20 protein-coding genes and 2 pseudogenes are annotated in these 25,763 nt (G+C 65.5%); 18 read left to right on the top strand and 4 right to left on the bottom strand.

What is annotated here, in order from left to right:
• Positions 1–189 precede the first annotated feature (189 nt).
• From AC5P6X_RS01445 to AC5P6X_RS01435, 3 genes are all read left to right on the top strand, one after another.
• Positions 190–2,226 (top strand): DNA topoisomerase III, encoded by a 2,037-nt coding sequence (locus tag AC5P6X_RS01445; RefSeq protein WP_329756937.1) that lies wholly within the window; start codon positions 190–192, stop codon positions 2,224–2,226.
• Positions 2,227–2,958: 732 nt separating this feature from the next.
• On the top strand, positions 2,959–3,285 hold the full coding sequence (locus AC5P6X_RS01440; protein WP_427916876.1) for a hypothetical protein: 327 nt from the start codon (positions 2,959–2,961) through the stop codon (positions 3,283–3,285).
• Positions 3,286–3,310: 25 nt separating this feature from the next.
• Entirely contained in the window at positions 3,311–3,703 is a 393-nt protein-coding gene (locus tag AC5P6X_RS01435; RefSeq protein ID WP_329756936.1) for a hypothetical protein, read from the top strand.
• Between the two features lie 148 nt (positions 3,704–3,851).
• Here AC5P6X_RS01435 and AC5P6X_RS01430 read toward each other — a convergent pair whose 3' ends face one another.
• Complete coding sequence (locus tag AC5P6X_RS01430; protein WP_329756935.1) at positions 3,852–7,217, bottom strand: hypothetical protein; 3,366 nt, start codon at positions 7,215–7,217, stop codon at positions 3,852–3,854.
• A gap of 566 nt (positions 7,218–7,783) precedes the next feature.
• Here AC5P6X_RS01430 and AC5P6X_RS01425 point away from each other — a divergent pair.
• The 14 genes and pseudogenes from AC5P6X_RS01425 to AC5P6X_RS01360 form a co-directional block, all read left to right on the top strand.
• Positions 7,784–8,335, top strand: a complete 552-nt coding sequence (locus AC5P6X_RS01425; RefSeq protein WP_004255052.1) for an STY4534 family ICE replication protein — start codon at positions 7,784–7,786, stop codon at positions 8,333–8,335.
• Positions 8,336–8,390: 55 nt separating this feature from the next.
• Positions 8,391–9,002 carry a DUF3275 family protein gene (locus tag AC5P6X_RS01420; protein WP_329756934.1) on the top strand — a complete coding sequence of 204 codons (612 nt, stop codon included), beginning with the start codon at positions 8,391–8,393 and terminating at the stop codon, positions 9,000–9,002.
• Between the two features lie 89 nt (positions 9,003–9,091).
• Positions 9,092–9,457 carry a hypothetical protein gene (locus tag AC5P6X_RS01415; RefSeq protein WP_329756933.1) on the top strand — a complete coding sequence of 122 codons (366 nt, stop codon included), beginning with the start codon at positions 9,092–9,094 and terminating at the stop codon, positions 9,455–9,457.
• A gap of 84 nt (positions 9,458–9,541) precedes the next feature.
• On the top strand, positions 9,542–10,192 hold the full coding sequence (locus AC5P6X_RS01410; protein ID WP_329756932.1) for a hypothetical protein: 651 nt from the start codon (positions 9,542–9,544) through the stop codon (positions 10,190–10,192).
• 65 nt (positions 10,193–10,257) lie between these two features.
• A complete protein-coding gene (locus tag AC5P6X_RS01405) occupies positions 10,258–11,367 on the top strand; it encodes a DUF6094 domain-containing protein (protein ID WP_329756931.1) in 1,110 nt (369 codons plus the stop codon).
• Positions 11,368–11,469: 102 nt separating this feature from the next.
• Positions 11,470–11,775 carry a hypothetical protein gene (locus tag AC5P6X_RS01400; RefSeq protein ID WP_329756930.1) on the top strand — a complete coding sequence of 102 codons (306 nt, stop codon included), beginning with the start codon at positions 11,470–11,472 and terminating at the stop codon, positions 11,773–11,775.
• A 100-nt stretch (positions 11,776–11,875) separates the two neighbouring features.
• Positions 11,876–14,149, top strand: a complete 2,274-nt coding sequence (locus AC5P6X_RS01395; protein WP_495215292.1) for a helicase-related protein — start codon at positions 11,876–11,878, stop codon at positions 14,147–14,149.
• Positions 14,150–14,287: 138 nt separating this feature from the next.
• Entirely contained in the window at positions 14,288–14,872 is a 585-nt protein-coding gene (pilL2, locus tag AC5P6X_RS01390) for a PFGI-1 class ICE element type IV pilus protein PilL2 (protein ID WP_329756928.1), read from the top strand.
• The gene (locus AC5P6X_RS01385; protein ID WP_329756927.1) at positions 14,869–15,516 is read left to right on the top strand and encodes a hypothetical protein; all 648 of its coding nucleotides are present in this window, start codon (positions 14,869–14,871) and stop codon (positions 15,514–15,516) included. Before pilL2 ends, AC5P6X_RS01385 begins: the two co-directional genes overlap by 4 nt.
• A 14-nt stretch (positions 15,517–15,530) precedes the next feature.
• The gene (locus AC5P6X_RS01380; RefSeq protein WP_329756926.1) at positions 15,531–16,277 is read left to right on the top strand and encodes a TIGR03759 family integrating conjugative element protein; all 747 of its coding nucleotides are present in this window, start codon (positions 15,531–15,533) and stop codon (positions 16,275–16,277) included.
• Positions 16,262–16,840: a lysozyme family protein gene (locus tag AC5P6X_RS01375; protein ID WP_329756925.1), complete on the top strand. Its 579-nt coding sequence runs from the start codon at positions 16,262–16,264 to the stop codon at positions 16,838–16,840. Before AC5P6X_RS01380 ends, AC5P6X_RS01375 begins: the two co-directional genes overlap by 16 nt.
• Positions 16,837–17,388, top strand: coding sequence for an integrating conjugative element protein (locus tag AC5P6X_RS01370; RefSeq protein WP_329756924.1), 552 nt, complete (start codon positions 16,837–16,839; stop codon positions 17,386–17,388). Before AC5P6X_RS01375 ends, AC5P6X_RS01370 begins: the two co-directional genes overlap by 4 nt.
• 10 nt (positions 17,389–17,398) lie before the next feature.
• Positions 17,399–19,561 carry a type IV conjugative transfer system coupling protein TraD gene (traD, locus tag AC5P6X_RS01365; RefSeq protein WP_329756923.1) on the top strand — a complete coding sequence of 721 codons (2,163 nt, stop codon included), beginning with the start codon at positions 17,399–17,401 and terminating at the stop codon, positions 19,559–19,561.
• Positions 19,558–19,878: pseudogene (locus AC5P6X_RS01360) on the top strand (IncC plasmid conjugative DNA transfer DtrJ family protein); the annotation flags it as partial. The gene traD and the pseudogene AC5P6X_RS01360, both read left to right, overlap by 4 nt.
• A gap of 154 nt (positions 19,879–20,032) precedes the next feature.
• Here the strand turns inward: AC5P6X_RS01360 and istB are convergent.
• Together istB and istA are read right to left on the bottom strand one after the other, a co-directional pair.
• Complete coding sequence (istB, locus tag AC5P6X_RS01355; protein WP_011805003.1) at positions 20,033–20,770, bottom strand: IS21-like element helper ATPase IstB; 738 nt, start codon at positions 20,768–20,770, stop codon at positions 20,033–20,035.
• A 36-nt stretch (positions 20,771–20,806) separates the two neighbouring features.
• The gene (istA, locus tag AC5P6X_RS01350; protein ID WP_086250723.1) at positions 20,807–22,351 is read right to left on the bottom strand and encodes an IS21 family transposase; all 1,545 of its coding nucleotides are present in this window, start codon (positions 22,349–22,351) and stop codon (positions 20,807–20,809) included.
• 213 nt (positions 22,352–22,564) lie between these two features.
• Between istA and AC5P6X_RS01345 the strand changes: the two are divergent.
• Positions 22,565–22,969: pseudogene (locus AC5P6X_RS01345) on the top strand (TIGR03747 family integrating conjugative element membrane protein); the annotation flags it as partial.
• 89 nt (positions 22,970–23,058) lie between these two features.
• On the opposite strand, the gene AC5P6X_RS01340 reads toward AC5P6X_RS01345, so the two are convergent.
• Entirely contained in the window at positions 23,059–25,686 is a 2,628-nt protein-coding gene (locus AC5P6X_RS01340) for an AAA family ATPase (protein ID WP_329756922.1), read from the bottom strand.
• Between the last annotated feature and the right edge of the window lie 77 nt (positions 25,687–25,763).

Here is a 25,763-nt window from a genome sequence, read left to right as displayed (position 1 = left end):
TCCAGCCGCCCTCCCAAAACGACGCTCTTGCTGTGCCAGCTCCTGCGGTCTATGCACACCGCTGCGGCAACGGACCGCCTGCCGATCACAAAGCGGTGTCTGCATCAATCGGCTTCCTTGCTGCCGGCATCTCCTGGCCCCGCCAAGCTGACGCCCATCCAATGAACCGCACATTTCCAAGGAGGCTTCATGCGCGTGTTCCTGTGCGAGAAGCCGTCCCAGGGCAAGGACATCGCCCTTGTGCTGGGTGCCGGTCAACGCGGCAACGGCTGCTACAGCGGCGCGGGTGTCGTCGTGACCTGGTGCATCGGTCATCTGGTCGAGGCGGTTCCGCCCGAAGGCTACGGCGAGCAATACAAGCGCTGGGCCATCGAGCAACTGCCCATTCTTCCCGAGCGTTGGCGCGTCGAGCCCAAAGCGGCGACCGCAGCGCAATTCAAGGTCGTGCAGCAGCTCGTCGCCAAGGCGGGCGAGCTGGTGATAGCGACCGACGCCGACCGCGAGGGCGAGATGATCGCCCGCGAGATCATCGACCTGTGCGGCTACCACGGGCCGATTCAGCGCCTGTGGCTGTCGGCGCTCAACGATGCGTCGATCCGCAAAGCGCTGGGTGCGCTCAAGCCGTCCGCCGAGACGCTGCCGCTGTATTTCTCCGCACTCGCCCGATCGCGCGCCGACTGGCTGATCGGGATGAACCTGAGCCGCTTGTTCACGCTTCTAGGTCGGCAGGCCGGCTACACCGGCGTGCTGTCGGTGGGGCGCGTGCAGACACCGACGCTGAAGCTGGTCGTCGATCGTGATCGCGAGATCGCACGCTTCGTCTGCGTACCGTTCTGGGCTATCGAGGTTGCGCTTTCGCATGCAGGCCAGTCCTTCGTCGCAAGCTGGACGCCGCCGCAAGGCAGCACCGACGATGCGGGCCGCTGCCTGCAACAGCCGGTGGCGCAGCAGACCGCCAAGCGCCTGCGCACGGCCGGCTCCGCCCAGGTGCTGTCAGTAGAAACCGAGCGCGTTCGCGAAGGGCCGCCGCTGCCGTTCGACCTGGGCACTCTGCAGGAGGTGTGCTCCAAGCAGTTGGGCCTCGACGTGCAGGAGACGCTGGACATTGCCCAGGCGCTGTACGAGACGCACAAGGCAACGACCTATCCGCGCTCAGATTCGGGCTACCTGCCCGAGAGCATGCTGGCCGAGGTGCCGGCCGTACTCGACAGCCTGGTCAAGACCGACCCCAGCCTGCGGCCGCTGATCGACCGCCTGGACCGCCAGCAGCGCTCGCGCGCCTGGAACGACGGCAAGGTCACGGCGCACCACGGCATCATTCCGACGCTGGAACCCGCCAATGTCTCGGCGATGAGCGACAAGGAGCTGGCTGTCTACCGACTGATCCGCGCCCACTACCTCGCGCAGTTCCTGCCGCATCACGAGTTCGACCGGACGGTGGCGCAGCTCACGTGCGGCGGCCAGCGGCTGGTCGCGGTCGGCAAGCAGATCGCGGTGGCTGGATGGCGCCAGGTACAGGCGGCGTCGGAGCCCGAGGACGGTGACGGTGACGGAGAGGACGCGCAGCGCGGGCAGGTGTTGCCGGTGCTACAGGCTGGAACTTACTGCCAAGTCGCCCAAGTCGAACTGAAGGCGTTGAAGACGCTGCCGCCCAAGCCCTACACGCAGGGCGAGCTGGTCAAGGCCATGAAGGGCGTCGCCAAGCTCGTTACCGACCCGCGGCTGAAGCAGAAGCTGAAGGACACCACGGGCATCGGCACCGAGGCGACGCGCGCCAACATCATCAGCGGGTTGCTGGCCCGCGGCTATCTCTTAAAGAAAGGCCGTGCCATCCGTGCATCGGATGCGGCCTTCACGTTGATCGACGCGGTGCCGGCAGCCATTGCCGACCCAGGCACGACGGCAGTGTGGGAGCAGGCACTGGACATGATAGAGGCCGGCCAGATGACGCTGGACACCTTCATCGCCAAGCAATCGAGCTGGGTCGCCCAGCTCGTGCAGCAGTACCGCGGCGCCACGCTCGCCATCAAGCTGTCGCCTCCGCCGGACTGCCCGCAGTGCGGCGCATCGATGCGCCAGCGCGGCGGCAAGAGCGGCGCGTTCTGGTCGTGCAGCCGCTACCCGGACTGCAAGGGTACGCAGCCGGTCGAAGATGCCCCGGCAGGAAAGCGCGGCGCATCTAGCCGCACCTCCAGCACACCGCGTCGGCGCCCCAAGGCGAACTGACGCCCATGTCTCCCTCTGCCACGCCGGCTCTTGCCGACGGCGGGGCAAACCTCCCGCGCCCCGCGGGACTCCCCAGCGCGCGTTCCCTTCTGCAACGGTGTGCGCGTCCTGCACAGGCCGATCACGGCTGGCAGGGCGAGAAGGTCATTGCTTCGTCGAGTCGCGCTCGCCGCGATTCCGCTGATCGACGTGCTTCCGCCCATCCGCGAGCGGTCTCCTGACGCCTTGGCCCGCAAGGCTGCGAGGTGCCAGGAGACCGCTTTCGGTCGACGGTATTCGGTGCCGGTGCCCGCCGGCGGAACAACGGGCTCCCTTTGTGTGTGGATACATGCCAGAGGATGCCGGCCCCAGCCACGAAACGGGTCGGGTGAGATTGCTGAAGCAGCGAATGGCTTTGACGACGACCTGGCCTGCTTGCAGCCCACAGGTGGATTGATTTCTCTCCAGCCAAAGCCCTGCGGGGCTTCGGCGCCTTGGTCGTGGGCAGCCGGAAGGTGCATCGGTTCCTGCACCCAGCACTCGGGGCAAACCGGACGGCGAGCGGTTCCGTTTGATCGGCGACGGCGCGGCGCCGCGCTTCCATCCTTCTCGCATGTGTCGCTGACGGTCGTCAGCACCATGCCCTGGCAGCCCCGGTCTTCAAGGCTGCAACGCGGTTCGCCGCGTTGACCGATCCAGTCCGTCTCGCACCGACCACCGCGGACGCGCGTCGCCACGACGCGGATGCTTTCGATGTTCAACCTTTCGGGAGGTCTCCGCTCCCGTCAGGGCGTGGTGCTCTCGGTCTTCAACCACCAGGAAAAAACCATGTCCCTTGCGTTCGCATCGGCACTTTCGAGTGCTGAACAGGCCCGCGCCGAATCCATCGGCTACCAAGCCCTGGCCTACGTCGGCAAGCGCCTGCCCCTGCAGGTGCTCTGCAGCGCAGCCGGCCATTACATCGGCACCGCCGACGCGGATGGTCCGGTCTCGCGCGAGTCGGTCAGCTACTTCCGATCGCACCACGCTGCCGAGCACGCCCTGCAAACTGGCCGCTGGCAGCAGCGCCTCAACCCGTGATGTCCAAACACCAGGAGCCCCCGTCATGAACCGTGCTCTGCCTCAAGAGGTAATTGATCAGATCGAGCTGGAACACCAGCACTTCGCCGCCGCGCCCCAAGCCTTCTTCGAGGCGTGGAAGCGCGGTGTCAACATCGCCGGTGCCGAATGGTTCGGCGACGGCACACGCGAAGGCCTGCGGCGTGCCACCACCAAGTGGGATCTGCGCCCGAACCTGCTGATGCTCAACGACGCCCTCGGCGTCCTGAGCAGCGGCCAGCGGATGTTCCTATCCGCGATGGTCAGCTTCTACAACGCCCGCGAGGGCGGCGCGATGCTCAAGCGTTGCGGCTTCGAGGGGCTGTCCGACCTCGGCGGTCTCGACCTAGAGCGGCGCAAGGTCATCGCCGACCTGACGCTTCACTACAGCGGCTGGTGAGCCACACCCGGCACACCACCGTCCTTTCATCCCACCCCACGAGGGACATGCGTCCCCACGCGGGGCCATGTCCCTCCTTCTTTTCGCTGGAGCGGCCATGACCGGAATCTTCCCAGCCACTGACCTTCACCGGCGCCGGCTCTCGTCATCACTGATCAGCGTTCTCGATCAATGCTGGCGCCCCCACCGCCGCGCGCTGGCCTTCCTGCCGCATGTCGATCACAAAGAAAATGACTGTGACATCTTCTCCATTCCTACGATAGCTTCCCCTGACAGCGCCGGGCCTTGCCCCGTCGGCGGGTATCGCCGATTGGCATTGATACGTTGTGCCCGGAGGTGGCTGCCGTGCCACCTCTTCGACTGCAGTGCGCATCTCTGAGATGTCCTTGCGATTGCTGTAGGTGACATGGAAGAGGATGTCGGCCCAAGAGTAGCCAAAGAGCTTGTGGAGATGTGCAGAAATCCGCTTGTCGTTTGGCTGCGATGCTTTCAGCGCCTCGAAAACGGTAATGTCTACGCCTCGGCGACGGACCACGAAGTCACGCCTTCCGGCATTGCCCTTCTCTGTGTAACCGCCCGGTGACTGCTCGTGCGCCTGCCAACCCAAACTTCCTTCGAGTCGCGCTTCGACCAACTCGGCGACAATGCCATTGAAGTCGTCTTCATCGAATTCCGTATGCCTGTCGAGCTTGAGGAATGACAGCGTTCGCTGAAAAGCGGCGAGCGCGTCCTGAAAGGCTGCCGTCAGCAGCTTCTCCAATGCCAAGGGTGGCCCCATCAGAACTTCTGCCTGCTCCGAAGCGGGGAGCTCCATGAATGAACGCATGGCTGCGCGCAACTGGACCGCCGCCTCCTGTTTGAAAAGCAAGAGGGGAGGCGCGCCAAAGCCGGCCGAATGATCGATGTGGCTCTCGGCCCCGACGAGCAGCGATGCGTCGCCGTAGCGCTCCCTGCCCGACCGAATCAACGCACGGGCACGATCCGGCTCGCCAAGCCTCGCGCTGGCCACCGCCTCGAATGCCGTGCTCTCGGCGGTGCGCTCCGCAGACGCAAGTTCCTTGAGGCGATTCATGGCCTCCCTGGGGCGCCCAACGGCTAGCAGCATGGCTGCGCAATTTGGCACATGGATGGCGCGGGACATGTCGCTGAGTCCCTTGATAGAAGGAATGGCCCGGTCAGCCTCATCGATTGCGAGGCGGGCCATCTCAGCATCCTCCCCGACCACGACACGAAACAGGTTCTCCCCGAGGAGCTTGACCACACGTGCGGCGAGCAGGTTGATCGCGTATGCAGGCAACGGGTGCTGCCGATACAGGCTGTGAAAAATCCCTGCAGCTTTCAAGGCTTCGGGTGGCTCGTTCTTGAGGCACACCAGCGCGCGGAAGAAATCCAGTGTTCTCTGCGCCTCGGCCTGGTGTTCCGGCCGCAGACCGTCTGGAATCTTGGCGGATGCAACCGCATCAAACGTGCCGCTCAGGTAGTGGATCTGCAATTGCTGATTCAGGGTCTGCACGGCCAACGCGGGAAGATTTCTTCCACGTTGCGCTTCTTGGGCCTCTCGCAGATATGCACTGGCAAGCTCAGGAAGCCCTGCATCCAGAAGCGCTTGCCCGCGCTCCGACGCTTGTGTGACGAATGCTGCACGGCTAGCTTCGTCGGGTGTCAATACCCGCAACCGGGCAACAATGCGCTCTCGGTACACCGCCGGCACACGGGGCAACAACATGGCCAGTATCAGAGGATCCTCGACCAGCAGGAGCGCCTTTACGAGGCGCTCTTGTTGAGCAGGAACCTCCGGCCGATTCACGGCCTCGATCAAATCTGACTCCAGGCGCGGCCCTTGCCGACCTCGGACCTGGTTGTCCAGCTGGAATGTGAAGGCGTCGACCCGGCCCCTGTCTGGGCGATTACTCGCCCCAGCCTGGATCGCCACAGCCAATGCTTCGACGAGGTCGCCAGGTACGCTTTCGGGGTAGCCCACCACCGCACGGCTCAGCATTCGTATCTGCTCACGCATGGACAAACCCAGACCCACGACATCGTCCGGTCGACGAGCCAGTTCGGCCTGCAAGTCGAGGGGATAGAAGATCCTGGGTTGGAGGTGGCCGTGATCCATTGCCAGCCGGGCCAGCGCGGCCGCGCCCGTAACGTCTACCCATCGTGTATCGGCCCGTTCCTTTGCATGGAATGCCTTTCGATAAACAGAAGCCACGGTCTCCGCTTCTGCAGGAGGCAACGACTCACCCACCACGGCAACGGCCTTCAGCATGACCGCAAACTCCAGGGAGGTGGCCTGGGCGCTTGCCATTTCTATAAGTGACTGGCGAACTTGCCGCTTGATATCCACGGGCAGTCCACGCAGGTGGTCGAGGCCGATGGGCAGCAAAGGCACGCCATCACTCCCCCCGCAATCGTGCTCCTGCATCACGATCAGCAAGCGCGCGGATTCAGTCGGAGCTACGTCGCCCTGAACAAGGTGATACCGGAGAACCTCCAGACAGTCCGCCAACAATGACGCTTGCACCGAGTCGGCAGCCTCATTGCGATAGTCCCGGTCGATCTGGAACTGCACATGCCATGTAGCGACCAGGAGACAGACGAGGCCCGCTGCAGATGGACAGAAAATGAGGTCGGCAAGGACCTGCGGCGCTTGCAAGCAGCAGTCGGTCAGCACGTCGCAAAGCTCAGGATGGCACGTCGCCAGCGCGACCAGTTCCTGCGCCATCTTGGAAGGGACCGGCCCAGCCTCGACATGCGCCAGCTCAAGCACCAGTACCCTCATGAGCGCACAGAGCGCATGCGCCTCATAGAGGTCGGTTCCGTAGTGAGAGCGCGTACGAGCGAGGACGCGCCCCAGCAGATCAGGCTTCACTTCGATAGGTGCCAGCTCTCGCATGTCCCCGGAGGCCCGCAGGCTTTCGGCAACGGACACATGGTCCCATGTGGGGAGATTGGCATTGCGTAGGATTTGAAGTGAAGCCTCCCTGAACCGCTGTGCATCCTGCTCAGACCAAACGGCAGAAGGAATCAGGGGGACCCAATCGAGCAATTCCCAGCGCATGGCCCACGTTGCGATATCGACTGGTGGCGGGTCATCCCAAAGTCGCGCCGCAATCCAGGTCGGCGTCTGGACGGGCGGCTTGTGCCCCGATTGGGCTCCAGCGACGAAGTAGTCCTCAAAGGTACTTGCACTGGCATGGGCGCCTGGCTGCGCGATTTGATATTTCACGTCGCTCAGCCAGTAGACGAAAGACCGTAGCGCCTCTGCATACGGCACATCGTGCCGAAGGTAATAGTCGCTCAACGCAGCAGCAGGAACTACCCGTCCCTGAATGAGCCGAAACCATCCCCTCGCCAGCGCTTCATCGAAGTCCGGCAGCTCGGCTCCCACCTCCAAGCGAATGCGCATGTACTCCTGCCGTGCCGTCGCTTCATCATCGTTTCGGCTCGAAGTCGTATCCAGCAAAAGCTTGAGCAGATCTACGTCGCCAGGCGCCTCCTGTTCGTCGGACATCAAGCCCATATGAGGACGGCGCATCGAAGGCAATGCAGCGAGTCTTGCGCGCAGCACAGCTCGTGCATGGAAGGATGAGTAGCGCAGGCTTGGAATTCGATTCATTGCTCACGGGCTCTTTGGGCTCTTACCTGTCGGTCGGGAAGGGGCAAAGTACGACTACATGAATTTGACCACGGCCACCAAGCCTGAGCCAATGTGATTCTCGGTAGCGCACTTAAGGACGATTCCTCGACCGTGCAAGCCTTTACAGGGTCCTTCTTTGAGAATGCGGGCAGTTAGGGGTACCAATTTTCGCTAACGCTTGCGCCGCCCCGGCGCCACGCTTCCGGCCATGTTCCGCTGACGTCCGTCAGCAACATGCCCAGGCAGCCACGATCTTCAAGGCTGCGACGCGGTTCCGACCGCGTTGATCACTCCAGTTCGCACCGGCATCCATGCGCGAACGGCCATCGGTTCTCGATGGCGATGCCACCAAGCTGTTCCATCAACCCACGCGGGGGTTCCACACCTTCCCCGCCTTGGGTCGGGTGTGTCTCCGCCTCATTGTTCTCAGGAGATTCACCATGACCACTTCCACCGAAAAGTCCTACTTCGATCTGCACATCACCGGCCTCGGGTATCTCAATCGCATCCGCGAAGTGAAGCCCAAGAAAGGCGATGCGTTCCTGGCCTGCGACATCGCAGCCCTGAACGGTCCCAGCGATGACGTCTCGTATGTGCGTTTCGACACGCGCGTATCGGGATCGGAAGCGCAGCACCTGGTGCGCCGCTGCATTCAGGCGGTCGACGCCGAGAAGAAGGTGATGATCGGCTTCCGCCTGGGCGACCTGTGGACCGACACCTTCACCTACTCCAAGGGCAAGCGTGCCGGCGAGCAGGGGGTGAGCCTCAAGGCCCGCCTGCTGTTCGTCAGTTGGATCAAGGTCGACGGCAAGCTCGTCTACAAGGCCGAACCCAAGCCGACCGAGACCGACGAGCGCGAGCCGGAAGTCCCTGTGACGTCCGACGCGCCCGCTGCGCAGCAAGCCTCGGCACCGGAGCCTTCTGAGCCCGTCGCCGATGCTGCCGACGACGCAGCCGATGCCCCCGCATTGGCCGTTGCCGAGTCGTTCTGATCCGCAAGGCCCCATCCCCGGGGCCTTGTCTTCTCTTCGTCAGCAGGAGACCTTCATGATCACCATCCCCGGCCAACTGGCCATCAAGACCATCCACGGCAGGAACGGCGACTTCAACGTCGGCCGCCTGGCGACCTCGATCGGCGAGTTCGTCGTGAAGAACGCCGAACTCGATCAGTACCGCGAGGGCAAGTACGACGGTGATTTCGTCATCGTCGAGATTCGCCCCTCCACGTACAACGCCAACGGCCGCATGGTCATCGAGATCCGCGCCCATCTGGGCGGGATGACGCTGTCCAACATCGACGCCCTGAGCCGCGACGAAGCCCGCTGGCTGAGTCCGCAGGAAGTCGATCCGATCGACGAGGAAGCGCAGGCGCCCGTGCCGGCGACGCCCCCGGCCAAGCCGAAGGCGAAGCCGCGCAGTCCGCGCGATCCCCTGGTCGATACCACGCCGTTCGGCAGCGAACCGGCTCCCGTGTCCGCTGCGGCCTCGGCCGAGGCAGACGACGCGGCGCTGTTCGGTGCCTTGTGGCCCCTGGGCGAGACCGTGAAGCTCGATGCGACCGTGGATCGTCGTGTGCTGCGTCAGCAGCGCGACCGTCTCGACAAGCTGGGCTACGAGTTCGCTCCGTTGTCCCAGGACTGGCACCTCCAAGCTGCCTGATCCATCCGCCGCCTTGCGCGGCATTCCGCCACCCGCCGGGGTTCTCCCCCGACGGGGAGGGCTCCGGCCTTTTCTTCAAGGAGACCCTCATGGGCTGGACCTTCGTTCGTCAGACGCGCGATCAGTTGATCCGCGAGCTGCTCGCTCCGCAGGCGTCCGAACGCGCTTGCTGCGAAGTCATCGACCACACACTGGACGGCGACGTCCTGTGGACCGTGGTTCGCATCACCGCCAGGCAGGCGGGCGTCATGGGCCTCGCGGCCGGTGAGTCCGCTTGCTACATCGGCTGCCATCTGCTGGAAAGCTCGGGAGGCGATTGGGGCTACAAGTCCCTCGATGAGTCCGTGCATCCGTACTACTACTCGTGCCCGCTGCGCTATCTCGACATGGCGCCGGTGCAAAGCCCCGAGTGGCGCGAGCGGGTTCGCCGCTTCCACACGGGGCGCGCCGTCTAGCGGCACGCACCTTCCTTCACCCAACCGGGGCGAGCATGGCCCCGCGGGCTGTGGTCGCTCCTTCATCTCCAAGAGGACATCACCATGCCTGCACTTTCTTCCGCGAAACCGCTGTACCGCATCGACGAATGCCCCGACCTCATGGCCGACGGTTGCGTCGGTGACGAGCAGGGCAATCTCGTCTTTCTCTCGATCTGGGCGCGCGACACCGCCGTTCAGGAGTTCCTCGCCCGCCTGACCCTCGGCCGGGACGAACAGGGGCTGGACCAGTTCCACGTCATCACCGAGCAGGGCGCATCCATCCCGGTCTTCGTCGGCAACGTCGAGAACCTGGAAAAGCGCATCACCCGCGCCTATCGGCGAACGCTGTTCGGTTCGCTGACGAATGTGTGGCTGTTCGATCGTCGCTGCGTGAAGCCAGACAAGGCCAACGCCAGCGCGCTGGCGCTTCTGCCCAGGGATTCCGCCCGCCGGCTTGACCGGCTGTGGACGCTGGTGCAGGACACCTGCCCGCTGCCACTGCTCGACCACTGGCGCGACACCGTGCTGGAGCTGTTGCAGACACGACGGATGCTGACCGGTCTTCCCTTGGCCCTCGGGCCGCTGGAAGGCCATCGGCTGGCCCTCGATGTCCCGGCGCTGACGAAGGCGCTGGGCGAGCTGATCCGCAACGGCACCCTCGGCGCCACGCAGTACGAACTGGCCGCGAACGCACCGCTTCGGCGTGTGGCGTGAGCCATCCCCACGGGCATGCGCGCCGCGCGTGCCCGCCTTCCCTCATCCATCACCAGGAGAAATCCATGGCACTCATGTTTCCGCGCCTGGCGCGCAATTTCATCCGTAACGGCCACTTCCCCACCGACGAGCAGACGCTGGAGCGGGCCTTGTCCGCACTGGCGCCGTCTCCCGGCGCCATGGCCATCCTCGATCCCTGCGCCGGCGAAGGCGTGGCGATCGCCGAAGCCGCCCACGCCCTCGGGCGCGAGCAGGTCCAGGCCTTCGCCGTCGAGTACGACGCCGAGCGTGCCCGCCACGCACGGCAACTGATCGATCGCTGCATCCAAGGTGACCTGATGGACACGCTGATCTCGCGCCAGTCCTTCGGGCTGCTGTGGCTGAACCCGCCGTATGGCGACCTGGGCAAGGACGTGAACGGCAACATCGGCTATCAGGGCCAGGGCCGTGCGCGGCTGGAAAAGCTGTTCTACCAGCGTGCGCTGCCGCTGCTGCAGTACGGTGGCGTGCTGGTCTTCATCGTGCCGTCCTACGTGCTCGACGCCGAACTGGTCGGATGGCTGACGCGCCACTTCGCCGACCTGCGTATCTACCGTGCGGTGGAGACGCAGTTCAAGCAGGTGGTGATCTTCGGCCGTCGGATTCGCCAGCGCGACCAGGCGTCGGAGTCGGTCAAGGCCGTGCGCGGTCTGCTGCTGCAGATCGGACAGGGCGACGCCGAGGCCGAGGAACTGCCGCTCGAATGGCCGTTCCTGCCGTACACCGTCCCTGCCAGCCCGGCCGAGCCGGAGCACTTCTATCGCGTGACGATGGAGCCCGAGCAGTTCGCCGATGAAGTCGGCCGGCTGCAAGGTCTCTGGCCGGCGCTCGATACGCACCTGGGCGCCGCGCAGCAATCGCTGCGTCCGCCCGCGCGGGCCTTGTCGCACTGGCATCTCGCCCTGGCCTTGGCCGCAGGCGCGATCTCCGGCGTGGTGAAGTCCAAGAGCGGGCGCGTGCTCGTCGTCAAAGGTGATACCCACAAGGAGAAGACCCTCCAGACGGAATACACCGAACGCGACGACGGCTCCGTGGCCGAGACGCGCATCCTCACCGACAAGTTCGTGCCGGTCATTCGTGCATGGGATCTGACGCCGGGCTCCGCCACGCGGGGCGAGGTGCTGACCATCCGCTGATCCCTGTTCCCTGACGGTTCGCCGTCGCTTTCATCCACCCACCGGGATCACGTTGCCCCGATGGGGGTGCCGTGGCCCCTTCGTCCACAAGGAGAAACCACCATGGCACTCGCAATCCTCCACCTCGCATCACAAGCCCGCTTTTCGCCAGGGCAGGTCGTCATGACCGCCGGCGTCGACAAGTTGGTCCGACAGGGCCGGCTCAACCCCACGCCGTACCTGCGCCGCCATCTTCATGGCGACTGGGGCGACCTGGACGACAGCGATCGGCGGCAGAACGACGCCGCGCTGAAGTCCAGTGAGGATCGCCTGTTTTCGTCCTACCAGGTCACGCGCGACCTGAAGCTCTGGATCATCACCGAATGGGATCGCAGCGTCACCACGCTGCTGCTGCCCAGCGAGTACTGATCCGCATCCAGCGGTCTCGCGCCGCTACTTTCTTCCCACCCAGGGGCATGTCAACGCCCCGTGGGGGAGGTGCATGCCCCATCTTCTTTGGAGCATCACCATGTCCCTCGATCTCGAAACCGTTCCCGAAACCGCTGTGCAGGGCGACCTGCTCGAAGCGGCCGCTTCACCCCTCACGCTCAGCCTGCAGGACTTCGTATCGGAGTTCGGCGACGAACTGCTCGATTCGCTCAACCGCGCCAATCCTCCGGTCTACACCGGCCAGGTGCGGGTGCATCGGCAACTGATCCTCACCGCGCTCAAGCGCCAGCTGTTCCCGGCGCAAGCCGATGTGGTCCACGCCGTCACCGAGTTGTTGGTCGACCGCGGCGAACGTGCCGCGATCGTCAATGGCGAGATGGGCTGCGGCAAGACGACAGTGGGTATTGCCACCGCCGCCGTGCTCAACGCCGAAGGCTACCGCCGTACCCTGGTGCTCTCGCCACCCCACCTGGTCTACAAGTGGCGGCGCGAAATCCAGGAGACGGTGGCCGGCGCCAAGGTCTGGGTGCTCAATGGACCGGACACGCTGGTCAAGCTCCTGAAACTGCGCGAGCAGTTGGGCGTGCCGGCGCAGGGCCAGGAGTTCTTCGTCCTGGGGCGCGTGCGGATGCGGATGGGGTTCCACTGGAAACCTGTCTTCGTTCGCCGGCGCACGCCTCATGGCGACGTGGGGGCGTGCCCGGATTGCGGGCATGTCATCACCGACCTTGACGGTGAGCCGATCAACCCGGCCGAGCTGGAAGCCGAGGAGTTCCGCCGCAAGTGCAGCCACTGCCGTGCACCGCTGTGGTCCTTGATCCGTCCCAGAGGCCTGTCCGCCAGCGACCAGTCCTCGACCGTGCTCAAGGCACTGAAGCGTATTCCAACCATTGGCGAAGTGACAGCGCAGAAGCTGATGCAGAAGTTCGGTGACGCCTTCCTCGCGTCGATGCTCGGGGACAACATCCACGAGTTCATCAACCTGATGGATGGCAACGGCGAACTGGTCTTCTCGGACCGGCAAGCCCACCGGATGGAACGTGCGATGGCCAACATGGAGTTCGGCTTCGGCGGAGGCGGCTACCAGCCGTCCGAGTTCATCAAGAGACAGCTTCCCCAAGGCACGTTCGACCTGCTCATCGCCGACGAGGCGCACGAGTACAAGAACGGCGGCTCCGCCCAGGGCCAGGCCATGGGGGTGTTGGCGGCCAAGGCGCGCAAGACGCTGCTGCTCACCGGCACGCTGATGGGTGGCTACGGCGACGACCTGTTCCACCTGCTGTTCCGAGCCCTGCCGGGGCGGATGATCGAAGACGGCTACCGGCCGACGAAGAGCGGCAGCATGACGTCGGCGGCGATGGCGTTCATGCGCGATCACGGCGTGCTCAAGGACATCTATTCCGAGAGCACGGGCACGGCGCACAAGACGGCCAAGGGCACCAAGGTATCGGTGCGCACGGTCAAGGCGCCGGGCTTCGGTCCGAAGGGCGTGCTGCGTTGCGTCCTGCCGTTCACCGTCTTTCTCAAGTTGAAGGACATCGGTGGCAACGTGCTGCCGCCCTACGACGAGGAGTTCCGCGAAGTCGCCATGGACACGGCGCAAGCCGCGGCCTACCGCGATCTGGCGGGTCGGCTGACCCAGGAGCTGAAGCAGGCCCTGGCGAAGCGCGACACGACGCTGCTCGGCGTGGTCCTCAACGTTCTGCTGGCCTGGCCAGACACGTGCTTCCGGTCGGAAACCGTGGTGCATCCACGCACGCGCAACACCTTGGCGTTCGTACCGGCTCAGTTCAACGAGTTGGAGGTGATGCCCAAGGAGCGCGAACTGATCGAGATCTGCAAGCGGGAGAAGGCAGAAGGTCGCAAGACCCTGGTCTATTCGGTCTATACCGGCACGCGCGACACCACGTCGCGTTTGAAGGTGCTGCTGGAGCAGGAAGGCTTCAAGGTGGCGGTACTGCGCGCGAGCGTGGATGCCTCCCGCCGGGAAGACTGGATCGCCGAGCAGCTCGACCGAGGCATCGACGTGCTCATCACCAATCCCGAACTGGTGAAAACCGGCCTGGACCTGCTGGAGTTCCCGACCATCGTGTTCCTCCAGAGCGGGTACAACGTGTACTCGCTGCAACAGGCCGCCCGGCGCTCATGGCGCATCGGCCAGAAGCAGCCGGTGCGCGTGATCTACCTCGGCTACGCCAACTCCTCGCAGATGACCTGCCTGGGGTTGATGGCCCGGAAGATCATGGTGTCGCAAAGCACGTCGGGCGACGTGCCGGAGTCCGGGCTCGATGTCCTGAACCAGGACGGTGATTCCGTCGAGGTGGCATTGGCACGACAACTCGTGGCGGCATGATCCATGCGTTGCATGCCGGCGGCCCTATGGTCGCCGGCATTTTTCCTGGCAAATCGGGAGCCGATGGATTCGCTTTGTTTGCTGCGGCAGAGGGCCGGCGCGGCGATGGTGATGGCTCGTTGTTCAGGACACCGATCCATGCGCCCATCCCGCCAGCCCTTCCGTATCGCCGGACGCAGCCATCTGATTTGTTTGCCCGGCTTGCTCCTGGCCGCCATGGCCAGCGGCTGCGCGATGACGAACGCCGTGCCACCGACGCCCGCATCCGAAGCCACCGACATCGCGCCCGAAGCCGTGACGGAGTTCGTGCCGGTGACACGGTATGGCCGCTACACCCTGGTCGAACTCGCGCCGACGGCGGCCCAGCACGACCTGTTGCTGCAAGTGGTGGATGTGGAGGTCCCCGGCACGCTGGGCGCCACCGTCGGGGATGCCCTCCGGCACCTCGTCCTGCGTTCCGGCTACCGGCTGTGCGATGAGCAGTCCGCCGATCTGCTGGCCTTGCCGCTGCCGGCGGCTCACTACCGGCTCGGCCCGGTCCTGCTGCGCGACGCGCTCTTGACCCTGGCCGGCCCCGCCTGGGATCTGCAGGTTGACGACGGCGATCGGAAGGTGTGCTTCATCCGCAGGCTCAGGGAGGCTCGTACGCCGCACGAGCCCAAGCCACCGGAAATCAACCGTTCGGCGGAGCCCCCTCCGCTGATCCGGGAGGTTTCGCCATGACCATCCGGGACTCGGCGACGGGCCAGCGCACGACGCTGCTGCGGGTCGCGGCCGCAACCTGGTTGTTGCTCGTCAGCGCGGTGGTGCTGGTGGATCACATGGCCTTGTCCGGGCTGGCGGAACAGACCCAGGCCTTCGCGCCCACCGCGCAGGTGTCCCTGCTCGAATCCCGAGTGGATGGCCTCTCGCATCGGATCGAACAACGCGATACTCAGCCCGCCGCCTTGCCGCAGGCGCGCTACGAGCAGGACACTGCGGCGTTGGACCAACGGCTGGCGGCGATCGAGCTGGCGCAGGCCTATTACGCCGCCACCGATGCGCTGCACGCATTGGAAACCCGAGTCACGCGACTGGAAGCCCGCCCGGTCTCGCACCAGCCCAAACCGCCCGCACCACGGCCATCCAAACCCGTGCCGGCCCAACCCCAGCCTGCTGAGCCTGCATTCCGCCTGATCGGAGTGGAACTGCGTGCGGAAGAACATTTCGTGTCGGTGATGCCTGTCGGTGGCAGCGGGATGGCCGATGTCCGCCTGCTGCGCGCCGGAGAGTCGGAGGGCGGCTGGCGACTGGACGGCATCGCGCGCGATGGCGCCGTCTTCCGGCGGGGCGACGAGATCCGCCGGCTGCCCATCCCACCCCGATAGGGAGGTCCACGCCAATGGTCCCGCGCCACTTGATCCCGCAATTGCTGGCTGCGTTGCTGGCCGCCTCCGCCGCGCAGGCGGCGCTTGCCCAGCACACCAGCGCAACCACCGCGGCCAGGACGGCGCCGAGCCGCGAGGCGCCTGCGGCCATCGCTCGCAGCGACGAACAGCGGGCGCAGGACTGGGGGCTGCGCACGGACGAATGGACGCGCTATCGCGAGTTGATGCAGGGGCCGCTGGGCGTCTACTCGCCCAGCCTCGACCCGCTCACGGCTCTCGGGATCGAAGCACGCTCCGACGAGGAGCGCCGCCGCTACGCGGAATTGCAGGTTCGGGCCGAAGCCCGGCGGGTCGAGAAGACGCTGGCCTACCAGCGTGCCTACGACGCCGCCTGGCAGCGGATCGCGCCGGGCATGGCGCGGGTCAACCTGCCCGGTGCCAAGCCGGCCGGCGTGGGCACCTCCATCGCATCGGGCACCGACCGAACCGCCGTCTTCGTGAAGGACGGATGCACCGCCTGCGACCAGGCCGTGCAGCGGCTGCAGGCGTCGGGCGTCGAGTTCGATGTCTATGTCGTCGGCAGTCGCGCCGACGACGCGCGCATCCGTGAATGGGCACGCCGGGCCCGTATCGACCCGGCGAAAGTGCGCGCCCGGCACATCACCCTCAACCACGATGGTGGGCGCTGGCTGTCCCTTGGCCTGCAAGGCGAACTGCCCGCCATCGTGCGCCAGGTCGGCGGCCAATGGCAGCGACAGTAGGCCTGGGGCGTCTCGCGCTCGCGCTGCTGGCCTGCTGGTCACTCGGCCAGGCGAAGGCGCAGGAAGTCCCGCCGCCGGCCTACCAACTCGCAGCGCAGCGTGCGGGCATCCCGCCTGCGGTGCTGTACGCGGTGGCCTTGCAGGAGAGTGGCACCCGGTACCACGACCGCCTCGTGCCCTGGCCCTGGACGCTCAACGTGGCCGGGGCATCGCATCGGTTCGCCACCCGTGCCGAGGCCTGCGCCGGCCTGCAACGGGCATTGCGCAACGTGCCGCGCACCCGCATCGACGCCGGCCTGAGCCAGATCAACCTGGGCTACCAGCGCCACCGCTACGACCACCCCTGCGAACTGCTCGATCCCTATCGGAACCTGGCGCTGGCCGCGCAGATCCTGCGCGAGCAGCACGCGCCGGGCCAGGACTGGCTGATCACGATCGGCCGCTACCACCGCCCCGCTGGTGGCGCACCCGCTGCGCGCTACCGCCAAAGCGTTGGCCGTCACCTGGCCCGCCTACTGGGCGAGCCAGCGCGGGGCGAGGATCCCCGGAGAACCCTGCCATGAAGCCTCGAACCTTCCGTCCGGCTGCACTGTGGCTGGTCGGCTTGCTGCCGCTCGTGTCCGTGCCAGCCGCCTTCGCGCAATCGCCGCCCTTGATCGTCGTCGAGGATCACGGCGGTGCCTCCGCGCTGCCTTACTACCAAGCCCTGGACCTGAAACCGCGCACCGGAAGCAGGCCATCTCCCAGGATCGAGATGCCACGCCTGCCCGAAGGGCCTTCCGGCGAGGCGGCCATGCTGCCGGTGCGTTCTGCCCATTTGGCCCCTGGCGATGTGGCTCCCCGGGCGATCCAGGCGCCGGGGCTCACGCCGATGTTCCTGGTTGGTGATGACCAGCGCTCCCATGCCTGGCTGCGCCAGCGTGCCCCGTCGTTGCGCGAGCTCGGGGCTGTGGGGTTGGTGGTCCAGGTCGAGTCACCGCAGGCACTTGCGGCACTGCGTTCCCTGGCGCCCGGGCTGATGCTGGCGCCGGCGTCCGGGGACGAACTGGCCAGGCGCCTGGGCCTGCGCCACTACCCGGTGCTGGTGACCGCCACCGGCATCGAACAGTGAGGACCGCCCGATGGCCCAGCCGCACGCCGTCGAAGTCCTGCTGCGGCCAGCGGTGGAGCTATACACCGTTGCCGTATGCGCAGGCGCCGCGGTGGTGTGCGTGGTGGCACCGTGGGCGCTCGCGTTGAATCCGGTACTCGGCCTCGGCAGCGCGCTGGCCTTCCTGGCCTTCGGCGCGGTCCGCCTGCGCGACGCCTGGGCCATCCTGCGCTACCGCCGCCACATCCGTCGTCTGCCACGCTACGTGATGACGAGCCGCGACGTGCCGGTGAGCCAGTACCGCCTGTTCGTTGGGCGTGGCTTTCGCTGGGAACAACGACACACCCATCGGCTGACGCAGACCTACAAGCCCGAGTTCCGGCGCTATGCCGAACCGACGACGTTCTACCGGCTGGCGCGCCGCCTGGAGGAGCGGCTGGAATTCGCGTCGCCGCCGCTGCCCAGGCTGGCGCGGGCATTGGCCTGGGACAGCCCGCTCAACCCGGTCCGGCCGTTGCCGCCAGTGGGTGGCATGCCGCGCCTGCATGGCATCGAGCCGCACGAGACCGACGTCACCCTGCCGCTGGGCGAGCGTGTGGGCCACACCCTGGTGCTCGGTACCACGCGCGTGGGCAAGACGCGCCTGGCCGAACTGTTCATCACGCAGGACATCCGTCGCAAGGTCCATGGCGAGCACGAGGTGGTGATCGTCTTCGACCCCAAGGGCGATGCCGACCTGCTCAAGCGCATGTATGTCGAGGCCAGGCGCGCCGGACGCGAGGGCGAGATGTACGTGTTTCACCTGGGCTGGCCCGACATCTCGGCACGCTACAACGCCGTCGGCCGGTTCGGGCGCATCTCGGAAGTCGCCACCCGCATTGCGGGGCAGCTTTCCGGCGAGGGCAACAGCGCCGCGTTCCGCGAGTTCGCCTGGCGCTTCGTCAACATCATCGCGCGCGCCCTGGTGGAACTGGGGCAGCGGCCAGACTACCTGCTGATCCAGCGGCACGTCGTCAATATCGACGCGCTCTTCATCGAGTACGCCCAGCACTTCTTCGCCCGAACCGAGCCCAAGGCCTGGGAGGTGATCGTCCAGCTCGAAGGACGCCTCAACGACAAGACCATCCCGCGCCACATGGTCGGGCGAGAGAAGCGGGTGGTGGCACTGGAGCAGTATCTGTCGCAGACGCGAACCTATGACGCGGTGCTCGACGGCCTGCGCTCCGCCGTGCGCTACGACCGCACCTACTTCGACAAGATCGTCGCTTCGCTGCTGCCGCTGCTGGAGAAGCTCACCACCGGCAAGATCGCACAACTGCTCGCGCCGAACTATTCCGACCTGTCCGACCCGCGCCCGATCTTCGACTGGATGCAGATCATCAGGAAGCGGGCCGTGGTCTATGTGGGACTGGATGCGCTGTCCGACGCCGAAGTGGCGGCGGCCGTCGGCAACAGCATGTTCAGCGACCTGGTGTCGGTGGCGGGGCACATCTACAAGCACGGCATCGACGATGGCCTGCCGGAGGCATCGGCCAATGCCAAGGTCGCCATCAACGTTCATGCGGACGAATTCAACGAACTGATGGGCGATGAGTTCATCCCGCTCATCAACAAGGGTGGCGGTGCGGGCATGCAGGTCACGGCCTATACGCAGACGCTCTCGGACATCGAGGCGCGCATCGGCAACCGCGCCAAGGCCGGCCAGGTCATCGGCAACTTCAACAACCTGTTCATGCTGCGGGTGCGCGAGACCGCCACCGCCGAACTGCTGACACGACAACTGCCGAAGGTGGAGGTCTACACCACCACCCTGGTCAGCGGCGCCACCGACAGTTCCGACATCCACGGCCCGACCGACTTCACCAGCAACGCGCAGGACCGCATCAGCACGTCGAGCGTGCCGCTCATCGAGCCTGCGCACGTGGTCGGCCTGCCCAAGGGGCAGTGCTTCGCCCTCATCGAAGGCGGTAACCTGTGGAAGGTTCGCATGCCGTTGCCGGCGCCCGATCCGGACGAAGCCATGCCCCGGGACCTGCAGCAACTGGCCGGCTACATGCGCCAGCACTACGCCGAGGCGGGCGAATGGTGGGAGGGCAACGGGCAGCCCCCGTTGCACGACGACGACGACGCGTTGCCAGCGAATCTGGCGGAGGAAGGGCAAGAAGGCACGCCGGATGACGAGGCCCCATCGTGAAAGAGCCCGCCGCGACCGCCGAGCGACAGCAGGCACGCCAACGCGGCCTGGTCGCCAGCGTGGTCACGCTGCCATGGCGCCTGTTCGGCGTGCTGGTCGCCTCGCTGCTGCTGTCCATCGTCATTGAATGCGTTGGTATGCACCTGTTCTGGCCAGACCAGGGCTGGCGCCACGCGCAGGGCATGCTCGACTACGAACTGAACCAGCTCTCCACCCATTTCACCCGGAGCGCCGTCGTGCAGGAGCCGGGACGCACCGCGCGCTGGCTGGTGGAGGGCACCTACGAGTGGGTTTTCGTGAAGACGGGCTTGCTGGACTTGCGCATTCCACTGATGGCGGACAGTGATTCCATTCCCATCGCGGACAGCGTTCCAGGCGATGGCGGACACGTTGCGCGGGTGTCCTGAGTGACGCTCAAATCGTAGCCGAAGTGTCCGCCATCAGCGTGGAATGGCGGTCGGCGCGGCCGGCTCAGACGGCCTTGGTGAGCTTGCGCATCGACTCGCCCTTGAGGGCTATCTTGTGCGAGCCGTGCACGATGCGGTCCAGGATGGCGTCGGCCAGCGTGGGCTCGTCCAGCCAGGCGTGCCAGGCCGTCACCGGCAACTGGCTGGTGATGAGCGTCGAGCGCGTGCCCACCCGGTCGTCCAGCAATTCCAGCAGGTCGTTTCGCTCGTGCGCGGCAATCGGCGCGATGCCGAAGTCGTCCAGGATGAGCAGGTCCAGCCGCGCCAGTTGCGCCAGCCGTTTGCCCAGGCTGCCATCGCCGTGGGCCACGTGCAGCTCCTGCAGCAGCCGTGGCGCGCGGGTGTAGAGCACCGAGAAGCCCAGGCGCGCGGCCTGCTGCCCCAGTGCGCAGGCGAGCCACGTCTTGCCGCACCCGGTGGCGCCGGTGAGCAGCACGTTGTGGCCATGGCGCAGCCAGTCCCCGCCGGCCAGGCTGGTGATGACCTCTCGGCTCAGGCCCCGGCTGGCGCGCCAGTCGATGTCCTCCAGGCAGGCACTGGAGACCTTCAGGCGGGCCGCCTTCAACAGGCGCTCCAGGCGCTTGCTGTCACGCCAGTCCACCTCGCGCTGCACCAGCAGCGCCAGGCGTTGTTCAAAGGGCAGCTCGCTGGCCGTGATGTGGGTGGCCGCGTCGCTGAGGGCGGCCACCATGCCGTCCAGGCGCAGGGCGCGCAGTTGGTTCAAGGTCTGTTCGTTGAGCATGGTTCTTCCTTGTTAGGTTTGCTTGCACGTTGGAGTTCAGTGGTAGTAGCCCGGCCCGCGCACGTTCTCGTGCAGCGGCAGGCTCGCCTGTGCGGCCATCGGCGCATCCAGCGGCCGCTGGTCCAGGCCGCAGCCCAGGATGGAGGCGATGCTCTTGTAGGACGGTGAGCGAATCGACTGCGCCCGCGCACAGGCGGCCTCCAGCCGGTCAGCCCCGTACTCACGGCCCAGGCGCATGAGGCCCAGACAGGAGCGGTAACCCTGCTCGGGATGCTGGCGGTGCTCCATCTGCCAGCGCACCACGGCGGCGGTGGCCGCGCCCACGCGCTCACCCCAGGCGATGAGCTTGGCCGGCGTCCACTGCAGGTGCGCCCGGTGCGAGGCCGGCATGTGCTCGGGCGTGGTGGTGTGTGCACCCCGTCGGGGATTGAGGGCGTGGGCGGCCACGCGTTTGCTGCCGTGCAGGACTTCGAGCGTGCCGGCCGTGATGCGCAACTCCACCGGCTCACCCACCAGGGCGTGGGGCACCGAGTAGTAGTGGCCATCGAGCTCAACGTGGTAATCGATGTTGACGCGGGCGGGTTTGAAGCGCGCGATGGGCATGCGCACCGGCGGCAGGGGGCGCAGGGCTGGCCGGTCGAGTTCGGCGAAGGCGCTGGTGCGGTTGCCCGGCAGCTTCTTGAACGCGCGCTGGTTCAAGTCCACCAGCAAGGCGGCAATCGCCCGGTTGAGCTCGGCCAGGCTGAAGAAGGTCTGGTGGCGCAGCCTGGCCAGAATCCAGCGCTCGACCACCTGCACAGCGACCTCCACCTTGGGTTTGTCGCGTGGCTTGGCCGGGCGCGCGGGCATCACGGCCAGGCTGTAGTGCGCACAGAGCTCTTCGAGCAGGCGGTGCGCGGTGGGCTCGTAACGGTCGGGTCGGGCCATGAGGGCGCGCGGCTGGTCAGGCACCAGCAGGCGGGGCACGCCGCCGATGAACTCCAGCGCGCTAATGATGCTGGCCACCCAGTCGGTGGCCTTCTGGCTGGCGGTGGCGCAGGCGTAGGTGTAGTTCGATGCGCCCAGCACGGCCACGAAGACCTGGGCCTGGCGTATCTCGCCAGTGTCGGCATCCACCACGGGAACGGTCTGGCCGGCGTAGTCCACAAAGAGCTTGTCACCGCCCGTGTGGGTCTGGCGCATGGAGCGCTGCAGGCGCCGGGCCCAGGCCTTGTACTTCTCGCAGAAGGCGCTGTACTTGTACGCCTGCCCGCTGTGCTGTTGCTGGTATTCCTCCCAAAGCAACTGCAGCGTCACGCCAGGTCGGCGCAGTTCGCGGTGGATGTGGGCGTGGTCGGGTTCAAGGTGCCGGGACTCGCGCGCCACGGGTGGCTTGTAGAGCCGGGCCTGGAGTTCGTCGTCGTTCAGGCTCTGGGCCAGTGCCCAGTCCACGCCGGCCACGCGCGCGTAGCTGGCTATCTCGCTGACAGTGGATTTGGAGATGCCGAGGGCGGCACCGATTTGACGGGTGCTCAAGGCCCCGCGGTGCAGCAGTTGCAGTGTGTGTCGTAGTTTGCTCATGGTGACCCTGGGTGTGGGCATCGCTGGTTCCGGTCAAAAAACCGGGCAGCGTATGCCGCGTTCGGGTCACTCAGAACACCCCGCAGGTGTCCGCCATCAGTTTGGAATGCTGTCCGCCTTCAGCGTGGAACACTGTCCGCCATCACGCTGGAACACTGTCCGCCATCAGCATGGAATCGTGTCCGCCATCGCGTGGAATACGCACTGGACTGGATGCGCGACGCCTCGGCGCAGGCCAGCGCACCCAGTCAAGGCGCGCACCGAGACTTCCGCTATTACCTCGCCCAGGTCTATGTCTGGACCGAGCGCTATCTGATTGCCGCCGGCTTCACCGTACTGACGTTCATCGTCCGCCTGCTGGTCTTGGTGCTCACGCTGCCGCTGTTCCTGCTCGCGGCCTTCGTCGGCCTGGTCGATGGACTGGTTCGCCGCGACATCCGCAAGTTCGGCGCCGGGCGGGAATCGGGCTTCGTCTACCACCGGGCGAAGGCGGCCTTGATGCCGCTGGCGGTGTTACCGTGGGTGACTTACCTGGCTTTGCCGGTTTCCTTGCACCCATTGGTGATCCTGCTGCCGAGTGCAGCAATGCTCGGGGTGGCAATGAATATCGCCGCCAGTAGTTTCAAGAAGTACCTGTAGAAAATACGCCGTGCGAAACAGTACGCATGACTCAGTTACCGATACCTCTCTGCGCAAACAACGTGAGCATGTGTGCGAGAGACTTCGGGTTAGGAAACCTTCTTCTGCCTGTCACGCAGAGACACGGCCCAGTCTTTCAAAGCCTGGATGTCCTGAAAGAGATCTGCAGGTGGTGGTGGCGCGGCATTCCTGCCGCTGGATGGATCGTGTGCGTCAACAATGTCGCAGCACTTCTTGAATCCGGCGGCGAAAGCATCGCAGTCAGCCTCGTTGAGCGCACTGACCTTCTTCAGGTCCTTGGCGTTGATGTAGTCCCTGTGGCGTTGAATAACGCGGACGAAAGCGATGTCCTCCAGGCCGCGCTCCCATGTGGCGCGCAGCGAGTTGTAGAGCTTTGCCACCTCGACCGCGTACTCGTCTTCCTGGTTGTTGTCATGCAGCAGCTTTGCCGCACGTGCCGCCTTCTCCAGCTTGTCGATGCGATCTTCGACGCTCTGGGCCTTCCAGGGCAGGCCGTCGGCCACCATACCGGCTCCCGCGGCGCCACGACTGAGCGTCGTGAGCCGCACGGCCCGCCCGGTCTTCGTCGCGTGGTCATTCAGATCGTTCACGAACACCAGATCATGCGTGAAGACGATGACCTGACGGTTCTCCGCTTCTTCCACGAGACGCTTGGCCACCTGCCCGCGCCAGCGATGGTCCAATGAGGACACCGGGTCATCGAAGACCAGAGCAGAGCGGTGCATCGCAGTGGCAAGCTCGGTCATGAAGGCGGCCAGCGCCACGCAGGTCTTTTCCCCTTCGCTCAGGATTTCGTGGACCTTGGCATCCGGCTTGGCGAAGAGGCGCACCTGATACTGCGGTGAGCCGTACTTGCCGCCGGAGCGCACGATTTCGACGCGAACCTTCGAGGCCGCAAGCCGGACAATCTCTTCCTGAAACCTGTCGCGCAGCCGAGGCGTAATCACGGTGTCGGCAATGTCATTGCCCATCTTGGTGATGGTGTTCGTCGCCGTGTCGCCCGCACACTCGGTCAGAAACCGGATGGTCTTCAGTCGCTGGATTTCGTCGGTGACGACCGGCAGCATGCCGGCGAGCAGCGCTCGATCGCTCAACTCGGTGAAATCGGCTTCGAGCTTCTTGCGTTCATCCGCGTCAGCGGACTTGCGCAGCTCGGCGGCGTAATTGCGGATCGTGGTCTGAAGCTGGTCGAGATCAGGTAGCGGCGACATTGGAACGGGCGGAAGCTGTACCTCGCCGTTTCCGCCCAGGGCTTTGAGCAGAACGTGGCGCCGCAGCCGGGCTGCGGCGATGAAGCGGCGCGTCTGCTGCTGCAGCGCCTCATTCTGGAGGCCCAGCTCATCAAGACTGGCCTTCACAGCCCGCGTGCCGATTGCCCCGGCAGCTATGGCCTGACGTGCGGTCTGAGCTGCCTTCTCTGCCTCGCGTGCCAGCTGTTCCGTGTCCTTCTGGATGAAATCCTCGAAGCGTGCCATCCGTGCACGTGCCTCAGCTTCCAATGGCTGCTGGCAAAGCATGCAATGCGCGTCTTCGGCCGACGGCGGAAACGGCTGTCCGGGGTATGCAATCTCCGTCGAGTAGCGTCGAGCGGAATCCCAAAGCGCCCGCCATGTCTCGCCGCCGACGCCGGCAAGGGGTTCGCCCGTGAAGGCCTTCTCCGCGGCAAGACGTGCGGCGTCCCGTTTCGACCGTGCGTCCCTGGCGAGGGCAGCGGCCGCCAGCAGCTCCTCATCGGTGGTTCTGGCTGCAATGCTGTTCACCGCGGTAATCAGCCGCATGACGTTGTCGGCTTTGACGGTCTGTTCCGCCGCTGCCTTGGTCGGATTCTTCGACAGGTCTGCCCGCAGACGCTCAAGACGGGCGCTTTCGTCTGCCGAGAGCGCCGCCAGGGTTTCGATCTTCTTTGCGTCAGTATTGGCGTTCAGCGCGGCCAGCGCCTTTCCCACGGCCGTGGTGGCCTTCCAGGTCGGCGCCGCAAAGATCGGATGGCGGGCCTTCTCAAGCTGCTTCTGCTCAGCTGCGAGGGCGTCCTTTACCGCCTGGCAGGCTGCAGCAAGCTCATCCGGCACGTCCAGGCCAAAGGGCCGGAATGCAACTTCGTTCTTCTCGCGGATATGGACTGAGGCGCAGTCGCTATCGAACACGCTCACCGCTGACAGCGTTGCATGCGGATTTGCGCCGTTCTGCCACTGTTCGGCCGGCTGCGGCACACCGCCGACCTCGTACGCGATGTTCGCGCCGACGCGCTTTGGGGGCTGATCGGCATACACATTGGGTTCGATCTTTCCGGCATGCCTTGCACGACATGCGCGCTTCAGGATGCGTGCGTAGCCGGACTTGCCCGCACCGTTGTCGCCGTAGATGATCGTGATTCCATTCGGCTCGAAGCCGAGGGTCTGACCGGCGGCAAGGTTGTTCACGCCGGTCACGTCGGCGATCGACAGAAGCGATACCGCGGCGGTCTGACCGGGGTTGGCCGGAAGGTGGTCCTTCTCCAGCGGTATCGCTTTCAGCGCGCCAACGGGTGCACCTTTGCCTTGTTTGCAAAGGTCCACGAGTTCGCCGATATCGGCGTCCGTCAGACGGCCGTTTGCGATGATGCGGCGCAGGGCATCACGCTGCCAGAGTGGACGATCCTTTGACCAGTCCAGAATCGTCTCCAGGACGGTCTTCTGCTGTGCGGCGGGCTTCTGCATTTTTTGCTCCTTCGTCGGGCTCCAAGATGATGGCAAAGTGTCTCTAAGCGCCCGATTCGATTCTCTATGGAGACCTT

Source organism: Stenotrophomonas sp. YJH_SMC_40 (genome assembly GCF_059368615.1).
This window is presented reverse-complemented; position numbering and strand designations above follow the sequence as displayed.